The 14,393-nt window shown below is 65.4% G+C and carries 19 protein-coding genes and 1 pseudogene; 10 read left to right on the plus strand and 10 right to left on the minus strand.

From position 1 onward, the window contains the following. Positions 1 to 14: 14 nt before the first annotated feature. Positions 15 to 206, plus strand: coding sequence for a hypothetical protein (locus tag AC4D2W_RS16880; protein ID WP_490928076.1), 192 nt, complete (start codon positions 15 to 17; stop codon positions 204 to 206). Between the two features lie 83 nt (positions 207 to 289). Here AC4D2W_RS16880 and AC4D2W_RS16885 read toward each other — a convergent pair whose 3' ends face one another. Further along, positions 290 to 850, minus strand: a complete 561-nt coding sequence (locus AC4D2W_RS16885; protein ID WP_490928078.1) for an NAD(P)H-dependent oxidoreductase — start codon at positions 848 to 850, stop codon at positions 290 to 292. 105 nt (positions 851 to 955) lie between these two features. Here AC4D2W_RS16885 and AC4D2W_RS16890 point away from each other — a divergent pair, with 105 nt between their 5' ends. After that, positions 956 to 1,552 (plus strand): TetR/AcrR family transcriptional regulator, encoded by a 597-nt coding sequence (locus tag AC4D2W_RS16890; protein WP_490928080.1) that lies wholly within the window; start codon positions 956 to 958, stop codon positions 1,550 to 1,552. 86 nt (positions 1,553 to 1,638) lie between these two features. Then, on the plus strand, positions 1,639 to 3,843 hold the full coding sequence (locus tag AC4D2W_RS16895) for a catalase (protein ID WP_490928081.1): 2,205 nt from the start codon (positions 1,639 to 1,641) through the stop codon (positions 3,841 to 3,843). A 103-nt stretch (positions 3,844 to 3,946) separates the two neighbouring features. Here AC4D2W_RS16895 and AC4D2W_RS16900 read toward each other — a convergent pair whose 3' ends face one another. Together AC4D2W_RS16900 and AC4D2W_RS16905 are read right to left on the minus strand one after the other, a co-directional pair. Continuing rightward, positions 3,947 to 4,369 carry a hypothetical protein gene (locus AC4D2W_RS16900; RefSeq protein WP_490928083.1) on the minus strand — a complete coding sequence of 141 codons (423 nt, stop codon included), beginning with the start codon at positions 4,367 to 4,369 and terminating at the stop codon, positions 3,947 to 3,949. Continuing rightward, positions 4,366 to 4,551, minus strand: coding sequence for a hypothetical protein (locus AC4D2W_RS16905; protein ID WP_490928084.1), 186 nt, complete (start codon positions 4,549 to 4,551; stop codon positions 4,366 to 4,368). The genes AC4D2W_RS16900 and AC4D2W_RS16905 overlap by 4 nt, the downstream gene beginning before the upstream one ends. A 171-nt stretch (positions 4,552 to 4,722) precedes the next feature. Here AC4D2W_RS16905 and AC4D2W_RS16910 point away from each other — a divergent pair. Next, positions 4,723 to 4,878: pseudogene (locus AC4D2W_RS16910) on the plus strand (ANTAR domain-containing protein); the annotation flags it as partial. Positions 4,879 to 4,931: 53 nt separating this feature from the next. Here AC4D2W_RS16910 and ald read toward each other — a convergent pair. Together ald and AC4D2W_RS16920 are read right to left on the minus strand one after the other, a co-directional pair. Further along, on the minus strand, positions 4,932 to 6,050 hold the full coding sequence (gene ald, locus AC4D2W_RS16915; protein WP_490928085.1) for an alanine dehydrogenase: 1,119 nt from the start codon (positions 6,048 to 6,050) through the stop codon (positions 4,932 to 4,934). 73 nt (positions 6,051 to 6,123) lie between these two features. Continuing rightward, complete coding sequence (locus AC4D2W_RS16920) at positions 6,124 to 6,618, minus strand: helix-turn-helix domain-containing protein (RefSeq protein ID WP_490928086.1); 495 nt, start codon at positions 6,616 to 6,618, stop codon at positions 6,124 to 6,126. A 158-nt stretch (positions 6,619 to 6,776) separates the two neighbouring features. Between AC4D2W_RS16920 and AC4D2W_RS16925 the strand changes: the two genes are divergently transcribed. Further along, on the plus strand, positions 6,777 to 7,823 hold the full coding sequence (locus AC4D2W_RS16925; protein ID WP_490928087.1) for an alpha/beta hydrolase: 1,047 nt from the start codon (positions 6,777 to 6,779) through the stop codon (positions 7,821 to 7,823). Here AC4D2W_RS16925 and aceB read toward each other — a convergent pair. From aceB to AC4D2W_RS16950, 5 genes are all read right to left on the minus strand, one after another. Continuing rightward, on the minus strand, positions 7,805 to 9,403 hold the full coding sequence (gene aceB / locus AC4D2W_RS16930; RefSeq protein ID WP_490928089.1) for a malate synthase A: 1,599 nt from the start codon (positions 9,401 to 9,403) through the stop codon (positions 7,805 to 7,807). The genes AC4D2W_RS16925 and aceB overlap by 19 nt on opposite strands. 92 nt (positions 9,404 to 9,495) lie before the next feature. Beyond that, the gene (locus AC4D2W_RS16935) at positions 9,496 to 10,140 is read right to left on the minus strand and encodes a hypothetical protein (protein ID WP_490928155.1); all 645 of its coding nucleotides are present in this window, start codon (positions 10,138 to 10,140) and stop codon (positions 9,496 to 9,498) included. Positions 10,141 to 10,146: 6 nt separating this feature from the next. Continuing rightward, positions 10,147 to 10,551, minus strand: coding sequence for an Asp23/Gls24 family envelope stress response protein (locus AC4D2W_RS16940; protein ID WP_490928091.1), 405 nt, complete (start codon positions 10,549 to 10,551; stop codon positions 10,147 to 10,149). Then, positions 10,544 to 11,104 (minus strand): Asp23/Gls24 family envelope stress response protein, encoded by a 561-nt coding sequence (locus AC4D2W_RS16945; protein WP_490928092.1) that lies wholly within the window; start codon positions 11,102 to 11,104, stop codon positions 10,544 to 10,546. The genes AC4D2W_RS16940 and AC4D2W_RS16945 overlap by 8 nt, the downstream gene beginning before the upstream one ends. Continuing rightward, positions 11,095 to 11,730, minus strand: a complete 636-nt coding sequence (locus AC4D2W_RS16950; protein ID WP_490928093.1) for an RNA polymerase sigma factor — start codon at positions 11,728 to 11,730, stop codon at positions 11,095 to 11,097. Before AC4D2W_RS16950 ends, AC4D2W_RS16945 begins: the two co-directional genes overlap by 10 nt. Positions 11,731 to 11,926: 196 nt before the next feature. Between AC4D2W_RS16950 and AC4D2W_RS16955 the strand changes: the two genes are divergently transcribed. The 5 genes from AC4D2W_RS16955 (at position 11,927) to AC4D2W_RS16975 (ending at position 14,389) form a co-directional block, all read left to right on the plus strand. Further along, entirely contained in the window at positions 11,927 to 12,490 is a 564-nt protein-coding gene (locus AC4D2W_RS16955) for an Asp23/Gls24 family envelope stress response protein (protein WP_490928095.1), read from the plus strand. 72 nt (positions 12,491 to 12,562) lie between these two features. Then, complete coding sequence (locus AC4D2W_RS16960) at positions 12,563 to 12,742, plus strand: hypothetical protein (RefSeq protein WP_400930503.1); 180 nt, start codon at positions 12,563 to 12,565, stop codon at positions 12,740 to 12,742. Further along, complete coding sequence (locus tag AC4D2W_RS16965; RefSeq protein WP_490928096.1) at positions 12,739 to 13,161, plus strand: Asp23/Gls24 family envelope stress response protein; 423 nt, start codon at positions 12,739 to 12,741, stop codon at positions 13,159 to 13,161. The genes AC4D2W_RS16960 and AC4D2W_RS16965 overlap by 4 nt, the downstream gene beginning before the upstream one ends. Continuing rightward, positions 13,158 to 13,724, plus strand: coding sequence for a DUF6286 domain-containing protein (locus AC4D2W_RS16970; protein ID WP_490928098.1), 567 nt, complete (start codon positions 13,158 to 13,160; stop codon positions 13,722 to 13,724). The genes AC4D2W_RS16965 and AC4D2W_RS16970 overlap by 4 nt, the downstream gene beginning before the upstream one ends. A 65-nt stretch (positions 13,725 to 13,789) precedes the next feature. Continuing rightward, on the plus strand, positions 13,790 to 14,389 hold the full coding sequence (locus AC4D2W_RS16975; protein ID WP_490928099.1) for a hypothetical protein: 600 nt from the start codon (positions 13,790 to 13,792) through the stop codon (positions 14,387 to 14,389). The last annotated feature ends 4 nt before the right edge of the window (positions 14,390 to 14,393 follow it).

A 14,393-nucleotide genomic window follows, 5' to 3' on the forward strand; every position in this document is an offset into this window, starting at 1 on the left:
CTGGAAGGACATCCGTGGAAAATCGCAACGAGCTGGTCGTAGCTGCCAGTACCCAGGACCTGTCCGAGGTCCTGGGATGCTCTGAAGACGTTGTTGAAGACCTGCGGGACATGGGAATCGTCTCATCGAGCGGGGAACTGTGGGATGTGGGACCGGCCCGTGACTATCTCAGGGATGCAGCTTGGGCCGGCGGTTTCTGGGAGTAGCGCTTCTGGAAACAGCTGGGGTCATACGCAAAAGGACGGGTTCGGCGTTGCCGACCCGTCCTTTTGCGTATGAGTTGAAGCTGTTAGGCCGCAGTTGCGGCTGAAGCATCGGCAAGAGCTGTGAGCACAGCGCGGAGCTGCTCCACAACTTCTGCATCATCCTTCGGATGGATCTCGGCAAAGCGCGTTACCGAGCCGCCGATCGAGAGGCGCACATCCTCCACCAGGAGGGCGCCGGCAATGCCCAGGGACTTGCGTGCGTCGTCGTGGGCCCACACGCCGCCAAACTGGCCAAAGGCGGACCCGATAACGGCCGCGGGCGTACCGGAAACGGCTCCGGTGCCGAACGGGCGCGACAGCCAGTCAATGGCGTTCTTCAGGACGGCGGGCATGGTCCCGTTGTATTCGGGGCAGACCAGCAGCAGGGCGTCTGAAGACGCTGCGGCAGCGCGGAGGGCGGCTGCGGCTTCAGGAACGGATCCCTCAACGTCAATGTCTTCGTTGTAGAACGGAATTGTGCCGAGGCCCTCGTGGATGATGACGTCAACATCCTCCGGGGCGTTCAGGACGGCCGTTTCTGCGAGCTGGCGGTTAACTGAACCGGCCCGAAGGCTGCCGAGCAGGGTAAGTACTTTAGTGCTCAAGTGAACTCCTATCGGGGACCGTGCCGCTGACGGCACAGATGGTGCATCTCAAACTATAAACGGACCCTGGTCCGTTTATATTCCGCGCGGGTTAGACTGGCGCGCATGCAGGACATTGGACCAGAAGCCGGAGAGATCGGATGCGAGCGTCTCGACGCCGCCCGAAACCGGAGGCTGCTGCTTGCCACGGCACTGGACATCATTTCCGAGCGCGGGGCCGAAGCGCTAACGATGGATGACCTTGCCCGGCGTGCGGGTGTGGGAAAAGGAACAGTGTTTCGACGCTTCGGCAGCAGGGCAGGCCTGATGCAGGCTGTCCTTGACCACGCCCAGCGGGGGTTCCAGGAAAGCTACATGAGCGGGCCGCCGCCGCTGGGCCCCGGGGCTGCACCGCTGGATCGCCTGCGGGCCTTCGGAGTTGCGCGGATCCGGGCCCTGGACCTTACCGGTGAACTGCGGCAGGCTGCGGACGTGGACCGGTTTTCCTCTCACGGGCACCCCGTCCGCCGGCTTGAGCTTGCCCACCTCACGATGCTCCTTGCGGCGCTCCCGAATGTTCGTGATCCCGAACTGACGGCCTATCAGCTGGAAGCGTTTCTGGAGGCAGGCCTGCTGCTGCATCTTCACCGGACAGCAGGGATGCCGCTGGAGCGGATTACTGACGGCTGGCTAAAACTCGTGGAGACTCTGACGCAAAAGTAATTGTCAGCATGCTTAGCAAGTAAGTAGGGTGTAGTGAGGGCCGCCGCACTCGGGCGGCTGCCAGGTTTAACCATCATGGAGGCTACATGTCTGACAAGAGCACACCCATCCCGGGCGTTCCGGCACCGGAAGCGCCGAAGCTGGCTGAACCGACGGAGCCGCGCGAACCGTTGCCGCCCAAACCGGACCAGGACGGGCCGGAAACCGTGTCTCCCACAGGCGTTCCCTCCGGAGCGCCCAAGTCCTCCAACGCCCAGAGCGGCAGGTTCCTCACCACGGCGCAGGGCGCCCGCCTGCAGGATACGGACCATTCCCTCAAGGCAGGTCCCCGCGGACCGGTGCTTCTCCAGGACCACCACCTTCGTGAAAAGATCACGCATTTTGACCACGAGCGTATTCCGGAGCGCGTGGTTCACGCCCGCGGTGCGGCAGCCCACGGTGTTTTCGTGGCCAACGGTGCAGCAGAGGGTGTCACCCGGGCAGGCTTCCTCTCCAAGGGAACCGAGACACCGGTCTTTGTACGGTTTTCCACAGTGCTCGGCTCCCGCGGTTCCGCGGACACCGTCCGTGACACCCGCGGTTTCAGCACCAAGTTCTACACGGACGAAGGCGTCTATGACCTGGTGGGCAACAACATCCCCGTGTTCTTCATCCAGGACGCCATCAAGTTCCCCGATGTAATCCATGCGGGCAAGCCGCATCCGGACCGGGAAATTCCGCAGGCGCAGAGCGCACACGACACCTTCTGGGACTTTGTCTCGCTGCACACCGAAGCCCAGCACCACGCCATGTGGAACATGTCGGACCGGGGAATCCCCCGCTCCTACCGCACCATGGAAGGCTTCGGTGTCCACACCTTCCGCTTGGTCAATGCCCAGGGTGAAACCACTCTGGTGAAGTTCCACTGGAAGCCCCGGCAGGGTGTGCACTCCCTGGTCTGGGAGGAAGCACAGATCATCAACGGCATGGATCCGGACTTCCACCGCCGTGACCTCGCCGACTCCATCGAAGCCGGGGCCTTCCCGCAGTGGGACCTCGGCATCCAGGTGTTCCCGGACACCGAAGATGAAATGTTTGAGGGCATTGACCTGCTGGATCCGACCAAGCTTGTTCCCGAAGAGCTTGCCCCGGTGCAGATCATCGGAACCATGACGCTCAACAAGAACACCACCAACTACTTTGCCGAAACCGAGCAGGTGGCGTTCCACCCCGGACACCTGGTGCCCGGAATCGACGTCACCAATGATCCGCTGCTGCAGGGCCGCCTCTTCTCCTACATTGACACGCAGCTGACCAGGCTCGGCGGACCCAACTTCAGCCAGATCCCGATCAACCGCCCGCATGCACCGGTCAATGACATGCTCCGCGACGGCTTCCACCAGGATGCAGACCACGCCGGAGTTGCGCCGTATCAGCCCAACTCCCTCGACGGCGGCTGCCCCTTCATGGCCGGTGCGGACATGGGTGCCTTCATTGACGTCCCCGTTGAGGTTCCCGCTGCCCGCAAGGTGCGCGAGAATCCGGCCACGTTTGATGACCATTACAGCCAGACGCGGATGTTCTTCCGCTCCCTGACTCCGGTGGAGCAGGACCACGTGGTGCAGGCCTACACCTTTGAACTGGGCAAGTGCTACGAGGAGAACATCCGCCTGCGCCAGCTGCAGGCGCTGGCGAACATCGATGAGCGGCTGGCCACGGAAGTGGCAACCGGCCTCGGACTTGAGGCCCCGGCGCCCGAGATCGAGGTGGCGGACACCGCCCCGAGCCCGGCGCTGAGCCAGCTTGGCGGATCTTGGCCTGTTGCGGGCCGGATTGTTGGCGTTATTGCCGACGACTTCACCGATCCCGCGGCGCTGTCCGAGGTTCTGACCGCGGTTAACGCAGAGGGCATGGTTCCGCTGGTGGTAGCTCCGCACGGCGGAACGCTGGCCGGAGGTGCCACGGTCCAGCGGACCTACCTCACCGCCCGCTCCACGGAGTTCGACGCCGTCGTGGTGGCCGTGTCAGGTGCTCCGGCTCCCGACGCCGTGGACAGCCTCGACGCCAAGGCAGGCAACCCCGAGGGACATCCTTCCCTGGACCCGCGGATCACGCTGCTCCTGGCTGAAGCATTCCGCCATGCGAAGGCCATCGGTGCCTTCGGTGACGGTGCCTCCGTTCTCATGGCCGCCGGTGTCCCTGTCGAGGCACCCGGTGTTGTCACGGGCACTGCCGCCGACGTCGTTACGGGCGTCAGCGGACTGTTGGCCAACCACCGCGTCTGGGAACGGTTTCCCACTGCGGCTGCGTAACTGAAATGAGCCCCCCTGACCGGGGGCTGCTTCCCCAGAAGGGAGCTCCGGCCGCGCGCCGGAGCTCCCTTCTGCTGTCTGCTTGCCTTGTTGAGCTGGTTGCTTATTGCGGCGGCGGTCCCGCCGCCGGCGGCTTCAGCGCGCGGATCAGGGCATGCAGCTCCTGACGCAGTCCCTCAACGTCGTCGCTGCTGCGGGTGAGCAGCCGCGCTTCAGCAGCAGCGGCCGTGGCATGAATCTCCTTACCGGCTTCGGTGACGCTCCATCGGCCGTCTGCACCGGCGTCGGCGTACCCGCAGCGCTGCAGGGACGACAGGCAGTCCCGCACGCAGTGTTCCCCCAAACCTGAGGCCTCCGCGAGACCCTGCTGGTCCGACGGGGAGCCGACCAGCAGGCCCAGGACGGCTGTGCGTTCGTGGGTGAGGCGAAGCTCGGCCAGTGATTGTTCGGTTGCCCGTTCGGTGATGAAGGCCGCTGCGGAGAGCAGCCGCGGAACGTATCCCGCCGGATGAGGTTCAGGGCTCAACTGCGCCATCCCGGCGGGGTCCAGCCGGCCGGCACCGGGTGACCGGCAAAGGTTTCACAGGCGGAACAGGTGTAATTGGCGACACCGGGGAGATTGTCAGTGGCCGGGGTGAAGGACTCAAAAATGAGGAAGTCGTCCACACCGCACTGGTGGCAGACGGGAAATTGCACTGCGGGATCCATGAGTATCCTCTGCTGGGGTTGCAGAATGTCATGGCCGCGTCTTGACCGTAGGTAAATTATCGTAATATCGAACCGCACGGCAGACAATTCCGGACCGGCGCTGCCGAGGCTACAAACCGGTGTCTATCTCCGTGGAATCCCGAGCAAGAGGAAACATGGACGACCCGAAGCGTGAAACAGCCCCGTCACCCACGGTGGAGGACCTTCAGTCAGTCAGTCCTGGCCTCACGCACCGACATTGACCTGGCCGTGGGAATCGTCATGGGACAAAACTGCTGCACGCAGCAGGAGGTCTTTGACACTCTGCGGCGGGCGTCCAGCAGCCAGAACCTGAAGGTATGTGAGAGCGGGACGTGTCAGCACACGCCGTGCATTTCAGCTCAGGCCGGCAGGAGCTCGGTCCAGTCCTCTGCAAGCTCCAGCCCCAGGGCAGTGGACACCGAGGCGTGGGCCACCTTGCCGCCGGCAATATTCAGTCCGCGGGCCAGCGCGGGAGAGGCGTCAAAGGCTCCGCGCACACCGCGGTCGGCCAGCGCAACGGCGTAGGGAAGCGTCACGTTGGTCAGGGCGTAGGTGGAGGTGTTCGGGACGGCTCCGGGCATGTTGGCTACGCAGTAGAACAGGGACCCGTGGACACGGAACGTCGGATCCTGATGGGTGGTGGGACGGCTGTCCTCGAAGCACCCGCCCTGATCCACTGCGATGTCCACCAGGACGCTGCCGCTCTTCATCCGCGAGACCATCTCATTGCTGACCAGCTTCGGCGCCCGGGCACCGGGGACGAGTACCGAACCAATCACCAGGTCGGCGTCCGACAGGGCACGTTCAATTTCAAACGCGTTGGACGCGACGGTGCGGATCCGGCCGGCGTACTGGGCGTCGAGCTGGCGCAGCCGGTCGATGTTGATGTCCAGGACGGAGACGTCGGCGTGGGCTCCCACCGCGCCGGCCACAGCATTGGTGCCGGCCACTCCGGCGCCGAGAACCACTACCTTTGCCGGCCGGACGCCGGGAACGCCGCCCAGCAACAGTCCCGGACCGCCGGCCGGTGAGGTCAGGCACTGCGCACCCACCTGGACTGAGAGCCGCCCGGCCACCTCGGACATAGGTGCCAGCAGCGGCAGCACACGCCCTTCCTGCACGGTCTCATACGCGATGGCGGTCATGCCGGATTTCAGCAGTGCCTTGGTCAGCTCAGGCGCTGCAGCCAGGTGCAGGTAGGTGAACAGCACCAGGTCGGGACGGAAGAAGCGGTACTCCGACTCCACGGGTTCCTTGACCTTCAGGATGAGGCCGGCCCGGCTCCACACGTCGTCGGCGGAATCAAGGATCTGGGCACCTGCGCCGGCATACTCCTCATCACTGATGCTGGAGCCGGTTCCGGCACCGCTCTCCACGAGGACGGTGTGTCCGCGGGTGATGAATTCATGCACGCCGGAGGCCGTGATGGCCACCCGGAACTCGTTGTTCTTGATTTCCTTGGGGATACCGATAATCACAGCTTGCTCCATTGCATTGCAGGTGAGGCGGCGGACCGCCGGGTTTCCACACCAGCATAGGGGAGGGAGTCGGTCACTGCCCGCCCGGTGCTTCGCTGCCGGCTGCCCGGGCCGTCCTTGCCGCCTGCTGGTCACGGAGCCAGGCTTCGACGTCGGACAGGCGGATGCGGCGGTGCGTGCCGCGGTATTCCACCGGGATGACGCCAGCGTCCGTGAGGTTGCGCAGGTACGTGTGGGATATTCCTGCGGCGGCGGCCGCCTGCGACGTCGTTAGCAGGGGAACATTGGACCCGGCGGCGGCCGCCGGGTTCCGTCCGGCAGATGCATCTGCCGGAGCGCGCTCGGCGGCCGCCGCTTCGCCACCGGGCGCAGTGCCGGAAGTGATCACAACGTCTTCGCCGCGTCCAAGCCGGACGAGGAGGTCCAGGACCGCATCCCGGGCGGCGGCGGGCAGGCGAAGCGCCGTGCCGTCAACAAATACGGTTACGTCCCCGGCGGAAAGTGCCCGGGACAGTGCCCGCACTTCCGAAGCGGGGAGCGCGGGGGTGTGGTGGGGGCTCTGGGTCATGCTGCCATCTTGCCAAAGATCGCAAGCATCCGGTGTATGCGCCCGCTGCGGACGCCACTGGCGCCGGCCGCGTTGACCGGCGGCGAGGCGGCACGGACGATGGACAGTAGCCGTCCGGACACCAACGGATCTGTGAGTGACGGCGTGAAGGGAACTCCTTGCAAGAACTGGCACCCAGCTCCGGCGGCTCCTCGTCCTGGCGTCCCGACATCCTGGGGGATGACTATGAGCGGCTGACCCTCGAGCTTCCCGGCGGGGCTCCGGCCACGCTGGTCCGGTATTCCCCTGACGAAGAGTGCGCCGGGGATGCCGATGTCCTCTACGTCCACGGGTGGTCGGATTACTTCTTCCAAACCGAACTTGCGCAGTACTGGGCCGCAGCAGGAGCCCGGTTCTACGCCCTGGACCTGCACAATTACGGGCGCAGCCTCCGCCCGGGGCAAAGCCCGGGGTTCGTCACCGATCTCGGGGATTACGACGCCGATATTGCGGCCGCGCTCGCGGCCATGGGGCGCCCTGATCCCGCGTCCGATTTCCCCGCCTCCGGGCGGCCCCTGATCCTGGTGGGGCATTCCACTGGCGGGCTCACGCTGAGCCTTTGGGCAGCCAGGCATCCGCTTGCTGCGTCCGCCCTGGTGCTCAACAGTCCGTGGCTTGAATTCCAGGCCTCGGAACTGGCCCGGCGGCTGATCTCTCCGCTGGTGGGGCTGGAAGCGCAGCGCCGGCCGCTGGCACTGCTTCCTCCGGTGGACTCGGGCAACTACTCGCGGGCCACCTTCTCCGCCTTTGGCGGTGAGTGGACCTATAACTTGGCGTGGCGGCCGCTGAGGGGCTTTCCGGTCACCTTGGCCTTCCTCAATGCCGTGTTCCGGGCGCAGGCGGTCGTCGCGGCGGGACTTCACCTGGAGATCCCCGTCCTGGTGCTGCTCTCAGACAAAAGCTACCTGCAGCCCCGCTGGTCAGTCGACGCCGGGACCTCCGACGTCGCCCTGGACGTGAACGTGGTGGCCCACCGGGCACTGTCGCTGGGTTCCAGCGTGAGCGTCAACCGGATTCCCGACGCCCTCCACGACGTTTTTCTGTCACCGGGCCCGGTGCGGCGCCGCGCCTATGCCGCAGTGACCCGCTGGGGCAGCGGTTACCTGCCCGCAGCTTCGAAACCGGTGCCGGAGCTGCGGGCGGGTACTCAGTCGATCAGCTCGTAAGCCGGCAGGGTCAGGAAGTCCACGTAGTCTTCAGCCAGGCTGATATCCGCGATCAGCTGGCTGGCCGGAGCGTAGTAGCGGGTGAACATATCCTCCGGCACCTCGCTGCGCAGCCGTTCCGTCTCCTCCGCCAGCAGCCGCTCCACCAGATCCTCCGTAACGGTGGCGCCGGTGTCCTCCAGGACCACGGCGTTGCGGACCTGCTGCCACACCTGCGAGCGGGAGATCTCCGCCGTGGCCGCGTCCTCCATCAGGTTATGGATGGCCACCGCGCCGTTGCCGGACAGCCAGACGGCGGTATAGGCCACCGCCACATAGAGATTGGAGCGCAGGCCGGCCTCGGTGATGGAACCGCCGGCGGTACTGACGTCGAGCAGATCTGCGGCAGAAACTGAAACATCGTCCCGCAGCCGGTCCACCTGGTTCGGTTTCTCTCCCAGCACGGAATCGAAAACCTCGCGGCACGTCTGAACCATGTCAGGATGGGCCACCCAGGAACCGTCAAAGCCGTCAGTGGCTTCGCGGGTCTTGTCTGCGGTGACTTTTTCGAACGCCTTGGCCGTGATCTCCGGTTCCCGCCGGTTCGGAATGAAGGCGGCCATGCCGCCCATGGCAAAAGCCCCGCGGCGGTGGCAGGTTTTCACCAGCAGCTCGGTGTAGGCCCGCATGAACGGCGCCGTCATGGCTACGTCCGCACGGTCCGGCAGCAGGAAAGTCTTGCCCGCGTCGCGGAAGACCTTAATCATGCTGAACAGGTAATCCCAGCGCCCGGCGTTCAGCCCGGAGGCATGGTCCCGCAGCTCGTAGAGGATCTCGTCCATTTCAAACGCGGCCGGAATGGTTTCGATGAGCACCGTTGCGCGGATGCTGCCCTGCGGAACGCCCGTGTACTCCTCGGCGAAATTGAAAACGTCGTTCCAGAGCCGGGCCTCGAGGTGGCTCTCCATCTTCGGCAGGTAGTAATACGGGCCGGAGCCGTTTTCCAGCAGGGTGCGGGCGTTGGCGAAGAAGTGCAGTCCAAAGTCCACCAGTGCGCCCACGCCGGGTTCGCCGTCGATGGTCACGTGCTTCTCCGGCAGGTGCCAGCCCCGGGGGCGGACCACCATGACGGCCAGCGGGGCGTCCTTGCGAAGGGCATATTCCTTGCCCTCCCCGCTGGTGAAGGAAAGGTCCCCGCGAGTGGCGCCGTACAGGTTCACCTGGGCGTCCACCACATTGTGCCAGGTGGGGGTGTGGGCGTCCTCCAGGTCCGCCAGCCAGACCTTCGCGCCGGAGTTCAGGGCGTTGATGGCCATTTTGGCCGGAGAAGCGGGACCGGTCATTTCCACCCGCCGGTCCGTCAGGGCAGCCGGGGCCGGCGCGACCTTCCAGTTCCCCTCGCGGATATGCGCTGTCTCCGGAAGGAAGTCAAGGCTCTTGCCCGCGGCAATGGCAGTGCGCCGGTCCGCGCGGGCTGCCAGCAGTTCGTCCCTGGTGGACCGGAACCGGCGGTGCAGTTCTTCAATGAACTCCAGCGCGTCGGGCGTCAGGATTTTGTCTGCCCCCTCCACCGGGGACAGATCGCTCACATCAATGGCCATGGTGTTCTCCCTGAGTCTTATGCCTCTTAGCGGATGGCGGGCGGCGCCGTGTGGGAGTTTACACCTGCGCCGGTTCCGGCACCCCAGAAGCCTCAGGCGTCACGCGCGCGCATAAACGTGAGGACATCCGCCGTCGGCCCCCACCCCTGCCGGGCGTACCACAGGGCAGACTTGGGCAGCGCGGGCATGAGGATCAACGGGCTGTCCCGGTATGCCGCCTCCTCGGCCAGCGCAGCCAGCACTGCCGTCTCCATGGTGTGGTCCGGGTCCGGGCGACGGATATCAATCCCGCCAAACACCGCGAAGCCGTCTCCGCGGGCAATCCGCCCGCTCGCCACCACTTCCGTGTAGGCACTGATCTCCGCCGCCGCGTAATCCTGAAAGCCGGTCAGGGCCAGTTCCGCGCCCTCAGGCAGCTGGGGCACCTGCGGCAGGTCAGCCGGATCTGCCGTGAGGAGGGCAAGCCGGGACAGGGAGGTCAGCCCCCGTCCCGCCGCGAATTCACCCGCGGTCTCCGCATCGTCCGTCACCAGGGTCAGGCGTGCTCCGCGGAGGCCTGCCACCTCTGCCGCTGCACGCGGAGTGTCCCGCCCCGGCCACGTGACCACGTACTGCGGCGTGGCTCCGCCGCCCGCAGGAGCCATCAGTACCGCATCGCCGTCGAGCGTGCTGCGGAGGCCGCGGACGGCGGCCCAGGCAGGAGCCCACTGGGTGAAGTTGCTTTGCCAGGGTCCCAATCCGCGTCACCGTCCTGGACGCGGGGGAGCGGAGGGGGGTATTTCAATCGCGAAAATGGTGACATTGACAGGCCCTGCGGCAACACCGGTACCGCGCAGGGCCCGGCGGACCCGCTGTTGCAGGTCCGCGGCCACTTCCAGGGCGTTGAACCGGGCATCAGTGGCCACCTCCACATCGATGGTCGCCCGGCCGTCGGCAACGGAGACAACAACGCCGTCGCGGGTCGTCCGGGTTCCGGAATCAGGAACCCGGCGCAGGTTGTTCCTGGCGGCGGCGCCCCACCGTACGAGGAGTTGGCCGAGACCTGTTCCGAGCCGGAGGATTCCGGGAGTCTCCCTCGCGGCGCGTGCGGCAACCCCCGCAACTACCGAACTTCCGATCACTTTGCCCCGCAGCGGACGGTCACTCATCGTACAAATCCTCCACGGTCAGGTTCACGGTGTGCGGCACAATTCCCACCGAAGCTTCCACGGCATCACGGATGCGCAGCCGCAGGAACGTCATCGCACGCTGGATGTCGACGCCGGGTGCCACGGCAGTGCGCAAATGGATCAGCAAGCCCAATCCGGCACCGGGAGCCTGGTCAATGCGGCAGCGGCGCGCCCGGACGCCGCCAAGGTCCCGGGCTGCGTCCCGCACGACGCCGGCCAGGACGGTTTCGCTGATCACGATGCTTCCGTCGCGGCTGCCGGCCAAGGGAAGCCGGATGCCCCGCCGGACCTGGGAGCAGGCCACGTCCAGGACGGCTTCTTTCAAACCGTGCGGCGGACGCAGTTCCGGGTGCAGCAGGTCCTGGTCCCGCAGGAGCGATGTGGCGCTGGACAGTGCTTTCAGGCTGTTTCGGGTTGTCCGGCAGTCCGCGCAGGAAAGGGTGTGGGGGTCCGGGGAGCGGTTGATGTCCTGCCAGACGCGGTTGACGCTGCGCCCGCAGGCCAGCGTGGGCGGCCGGTTCTCTAGTGCCATTGGATCATTGCCTCCGCAAGGTTTTCGCGTGCCCGGGCCAGGCGGCCGCGCACGGTGCCGGGGCCGATCCCCAGGGTCGCAGCAATCTCCGCATAGCTCTGGTCATGGAATTCACGCAGCAGCCAGCAGGCACGCTGATCAGGCGGCAGGTCCGCTAGAGCCTTGGACAAGCACTCGTACTGCGCAGCGAGCTCGGCGTTGCGGTGCGGATCACCGGCTTGGAGGTCCATCGCGGGCCACAATGCCGCCCCGTCCACGCTGTCCTCCGGATGCGTGCTGCGGCGGCGGAGCACGTCAAAGCAACGGTTGGTTGCCGTCCGGTAGACCCAGCCGCCGAAGGCACTTGACCTGTCGAGGCCGGGAAGCGCCCGCCATCCCGCGGTCAGGGTGTCCTGGACGACGTCTTCGGCTTCCCCGCGGTCATTGAGCATTCGCATGGCCAGCCGGAACAGGCGCCCCTGGTAGGTCTCCACTAAATGCTCAAAAGCGGCCAGGTCACCGTCCTGGGCGCGGGCCACTACTGTTGCCTCGTCCAAGCGGGCCAATTCTGAAAGGCCTCCGGATCCTGCCGGGAGGCTGGACTGCACAAAGGTGCCGGACTCTTCCGGCAGTTGAGCCGCTGCCATTCAGGCCCCTGTCCGGTCCGGCGGATGCCGGTCCTTTCCCAATATGGCAGACCGTTTCACGGCGCGGAATACTGTCCGGCTCCGGCGGGATAAAGAAAAAGAACTTTGCGGAACAGCGTGACGATTGTGCTGCCACCGCGTCTTTAATTCCGTACGAGATCCCCGCGGATCCAGTCCAAAGCAGGAGATGAATGACATGGCAGATGCCCAGAAACCGTCAGCACCGTCCGTAGGGCCGGTATCCACCTCACAGGGCAGCGGAGGATCTTCCGGTTCCAATGCCGGCACCGGTGGCGCAAGCACGGCCACCAGCCCCAGTGACCTTGAACAGGCCGGCAAGCCGGGTCCGCTGCACACCCCTCATGGCGACACCACCATTGAAGAGACGGTGGTGCAGAAACTCGCGGGCATGGCTACGCGTGAAGTTCCGGGTGTTTTCGCGATGGGCAACGCTGCGCGGCGAGCCTTCAGCTCAATGACCGAGCGGATTCCCGGATCCCAGACGAATGTCAGCAACGGCGTCAGCGTGGAGAAAGGGGAAAGGCAGGCGGCCATCGACGTCAGCATCGTGGTGGAGTACGGCTTCTCCATTGTTGAGGTCAGCCAGGGCATCCGCCGCAACGTGATCCGGTCGGTGGAAAACGCCACGGGTCTGGAAGTCCTGGAAGTGAACGTCAACGTCACTGACGTGCATTTGCCGGACGACGATTCCGACGACGACCAGGATTCCGCGAAAAAGCCCTCCGGCCGGCTGGAATAGCCACCGGGTGCCAAGCAACCACCCGGCCGGAGCCAGCGGGTCCCGGCCGGCGTACTACTGAAGGAGATCAGCATGTCTGCAACAAAATGGTGCATGTCCGTAGGCCTGGTCCTGGGAATCGTACTTGCTTTCGGAGGCTGGTATGCCCTCTTGCTGGCGGTGCTGTTCGGGCTGGTCGGACTGCTGGTGGGTATGGCAGCCGAAGGCAGGCTCGACTTCCAGACAATGTTCGGCAGGGCGTCCAGCAGATGAGCACAGTTGAAATCCAGAGCGGCTTGTCTCCGGGTCTCGTCCGGCAGCCGCCGCCCGCTGGATCAGACCGCGGCTCCACCGTGATCGCTCGGAAGGTGCTGGAGAAAATTGCCGGCCAAATCGCAAAGGACGAGACCTTCGCGGGAGGCAGCTCGGGCGGTTTCCTGGGCATCGGAGCGCGGGCTGATCTTTCTGCCAGGCCCCGGGCCCATGTGGAGCTGGCAGGCAATATTGCCTCGCTGAAAGTGGATGTGGGGCTGCCGTATCCGGTTCCGCTTCGTCAGGCCACTGACCAGCTGAGGGACCGGATATCCTCCCGGGTCACCGAACTCACCGGGGTGGAGGTGCGCCAAGTGGACGTCACCGTGTCTTGGCTGCGGCCCAAAGAATCCGCAAACGGCCGCCGGAGGCTGCTGTGAGCGACGCTCCTGAGGTGTCCCTGCGACCGCGGCCCAGCAGGGCGGTCCCGGCAATAATCTGCGGATTGGTCCTGCTGGCTTTGTCAGTGGCGCTGGTCTGGGCCGGAATTGAGCGGCTGGCCCGGGGCGAGTGGCCGCCTTTCTTCACAGCGGTGTCTGATTGGCTTGCTTCGCTGAGCTGGAACAGCACCGGAAGCTGGATCGCCGGAATCATCCTCGCCGTTATAGGCGTGGTCCTGTTGCTGTCGGTCCTCATTCCCGGGCGTTTCCATTCTCTGCCCCTGCATTTTGGTGCAGCTCCGGAGGTAACAGGCCAAAGCCGCGCCGTGATGTCCCGCCGTGCCGCGGCGCGGTTGGCGGCAGCCACGTGCGAACACATCGACGGTGTCTCTTCGGCATCCGCAACGGCCTCGGACCGGGAAGTGCGCGTTTCCGTCAACACGGCACTGCGCGACACCGCCGACCTGCAGCACTGGGTCACAGACGGGGTCCGCTCACGGCTGCAGGCAGCGGGCCTGGAACCTGTTCCGAAGATCAGCGTCACCATCAGGTCCAACAGCTGACCGGTTCCGCCGCTGCAGGCGGCGGAACCGCATTGTTGGACCACAACTGACAGAAGGGCAACACCATGCGCCAGCATGCCGGCACCGCCAACCGTGTGTGGCTGATCATTCTTGGACTGCTGTGCCTTGCAGCGGGACTTTATGTCATCCTGCTTGCTTCCTCAGTGGTGGGCAGCGCGGAGGACCCGGTCCTGTACGGTCCGCCGGAAAACGTCACTGATCCGGACTATGCGCCGGTTGTGGCTATCCTCGGCGGCCTGCTGATAGGACTGCTGGGCCTGTGGTGGATCCTGGCCCAGATTCCGCGGCGCGCGGCCGCCGGACCGTTCCGGCTGCAGGAGAGTCCATCCCGCGGGACCACTGTCTGCAATCCGTCGGTCCTTGCTGCCGCGGTCGAAAATGACACGGACCAGATTCCGGGTGTGGTGGATTCCTCGGCGATGCTGCGCGGCACCGCCGAGGAGCCGGACCTTACCTTGAAAGTGACGGTCAACGCCCGGGCGGACATCGGCGAGGTGGTGCGCCGGATCCAGGAAACAGTAGTGCCTAACCTGGCGTCGGCCTTGGAGAATCCGCTGCACAGCCTGGGGATCCAACTCGAAGCCAGTAATAAGGCGGCCTTTGCCGGTGGTGCTGCCAGCTCCACCGGAACCGTGGTTTATTAGGCCC

The sequence above is a fragment of the Arthrobacter sp. TJ-58 genome, from assembly GCF_058269295.1.

What these genes read in the sequence shown, in the direction of transcription:
- AC4D2W_RS16890 (WP_490928080.1), top strand. Translation starts at nt 956, where the DNA reads ATGCAGGACATTGGACCAGAAGCCGGAGAGATCGGATGCGAGCGTCTC.
- AC4D2W_RS16895 (WP_490928081.1), top strand. Translation starts at nt 1,639, where the DNA reads ATGTCTGACAAGAGCACACCCATCCCGGGCGTTCCGGCACCGGAAGCG.
- AC4D2W_RS16905 (WP_490928084.1), bottom strand. Translation starts at nt 4,551, where the DNA reads ATGGATCCCGCAGTGCAATTTCCCGTCTGCCACCAGTGCGGTGTGGAC.
- AC4D2W_RS16920 (WP_490928086.1), bottom strand. Translation starts at nt 6,618, where the DNA reads ATGACCCAGAGCCCCCACCACACCCCCGCGCTCCCCGCTTCGGAAGTG.
- aceB (WP_490928089.1), bottom strand. Translation starts at nt 9,403, where the DNA reads ATGGCCATTGATGTGAGCGATCTGTCCCCGGTGGAGGGGGCAGACAAA.
- AC4D2W_RS16940 (WP_490928091.1), bottom strand. Translation starts at nt 10,551, where the DNA reads ATGAGTGACCGTCCGCTGCGGGGCAAAGTGATCGGAAGTTCGGTAGTT.
- AC4D2W_RS16945 (WP_490928092.1), bottom strand. Translation starts at nt 11,104, where the DNA reads ATGGCACTAGAGAACCGGCCGCCCACGCTGGCCTGCGGGCGCAGCGTC.
- AC4D2W_RS16950 (WP_490928093.1), bottom strand. Translation starts at nt 11,730, where the DNA reads ATGGCAGCGGCTCAACTGCCGGAAGAGTCCGGCACCTTTGTGCAGTCC.
- AC4D2W_RS16955 (WP_490928095.1), top strand. Translation starts at nt 11,927, where the DNA reads ATGGCAGATGCCCAGAAACCGTCAGCACCGTCCGTAGGGCCGGTATCC.
- AC4D2W_RS16960 (WP_400930503.1), top strand. Translation starts at nt 12,563, where the DNA reads ATGTCTGCAACAAAATGGTGCATGTCCGTAGGCCTGGTCCTGGGAATC.
- AC4D2W_RS16965 (WP_490928096.1), top strand. Translation starts at nt 12,739, where the DNA reads ATGAGCACAGTTGAAATCCAGAGCGGCTTGTCTCCGGGTCTCGTCCGG.
- AC4D2W_RS16975 (WP_490928099.1), top strand. Translation starts at nt 13,790, where the DNA reads ATGCGCCAGCATGCCGGCACCGCCAACCGTGTGTGGCTGATCATTCTT.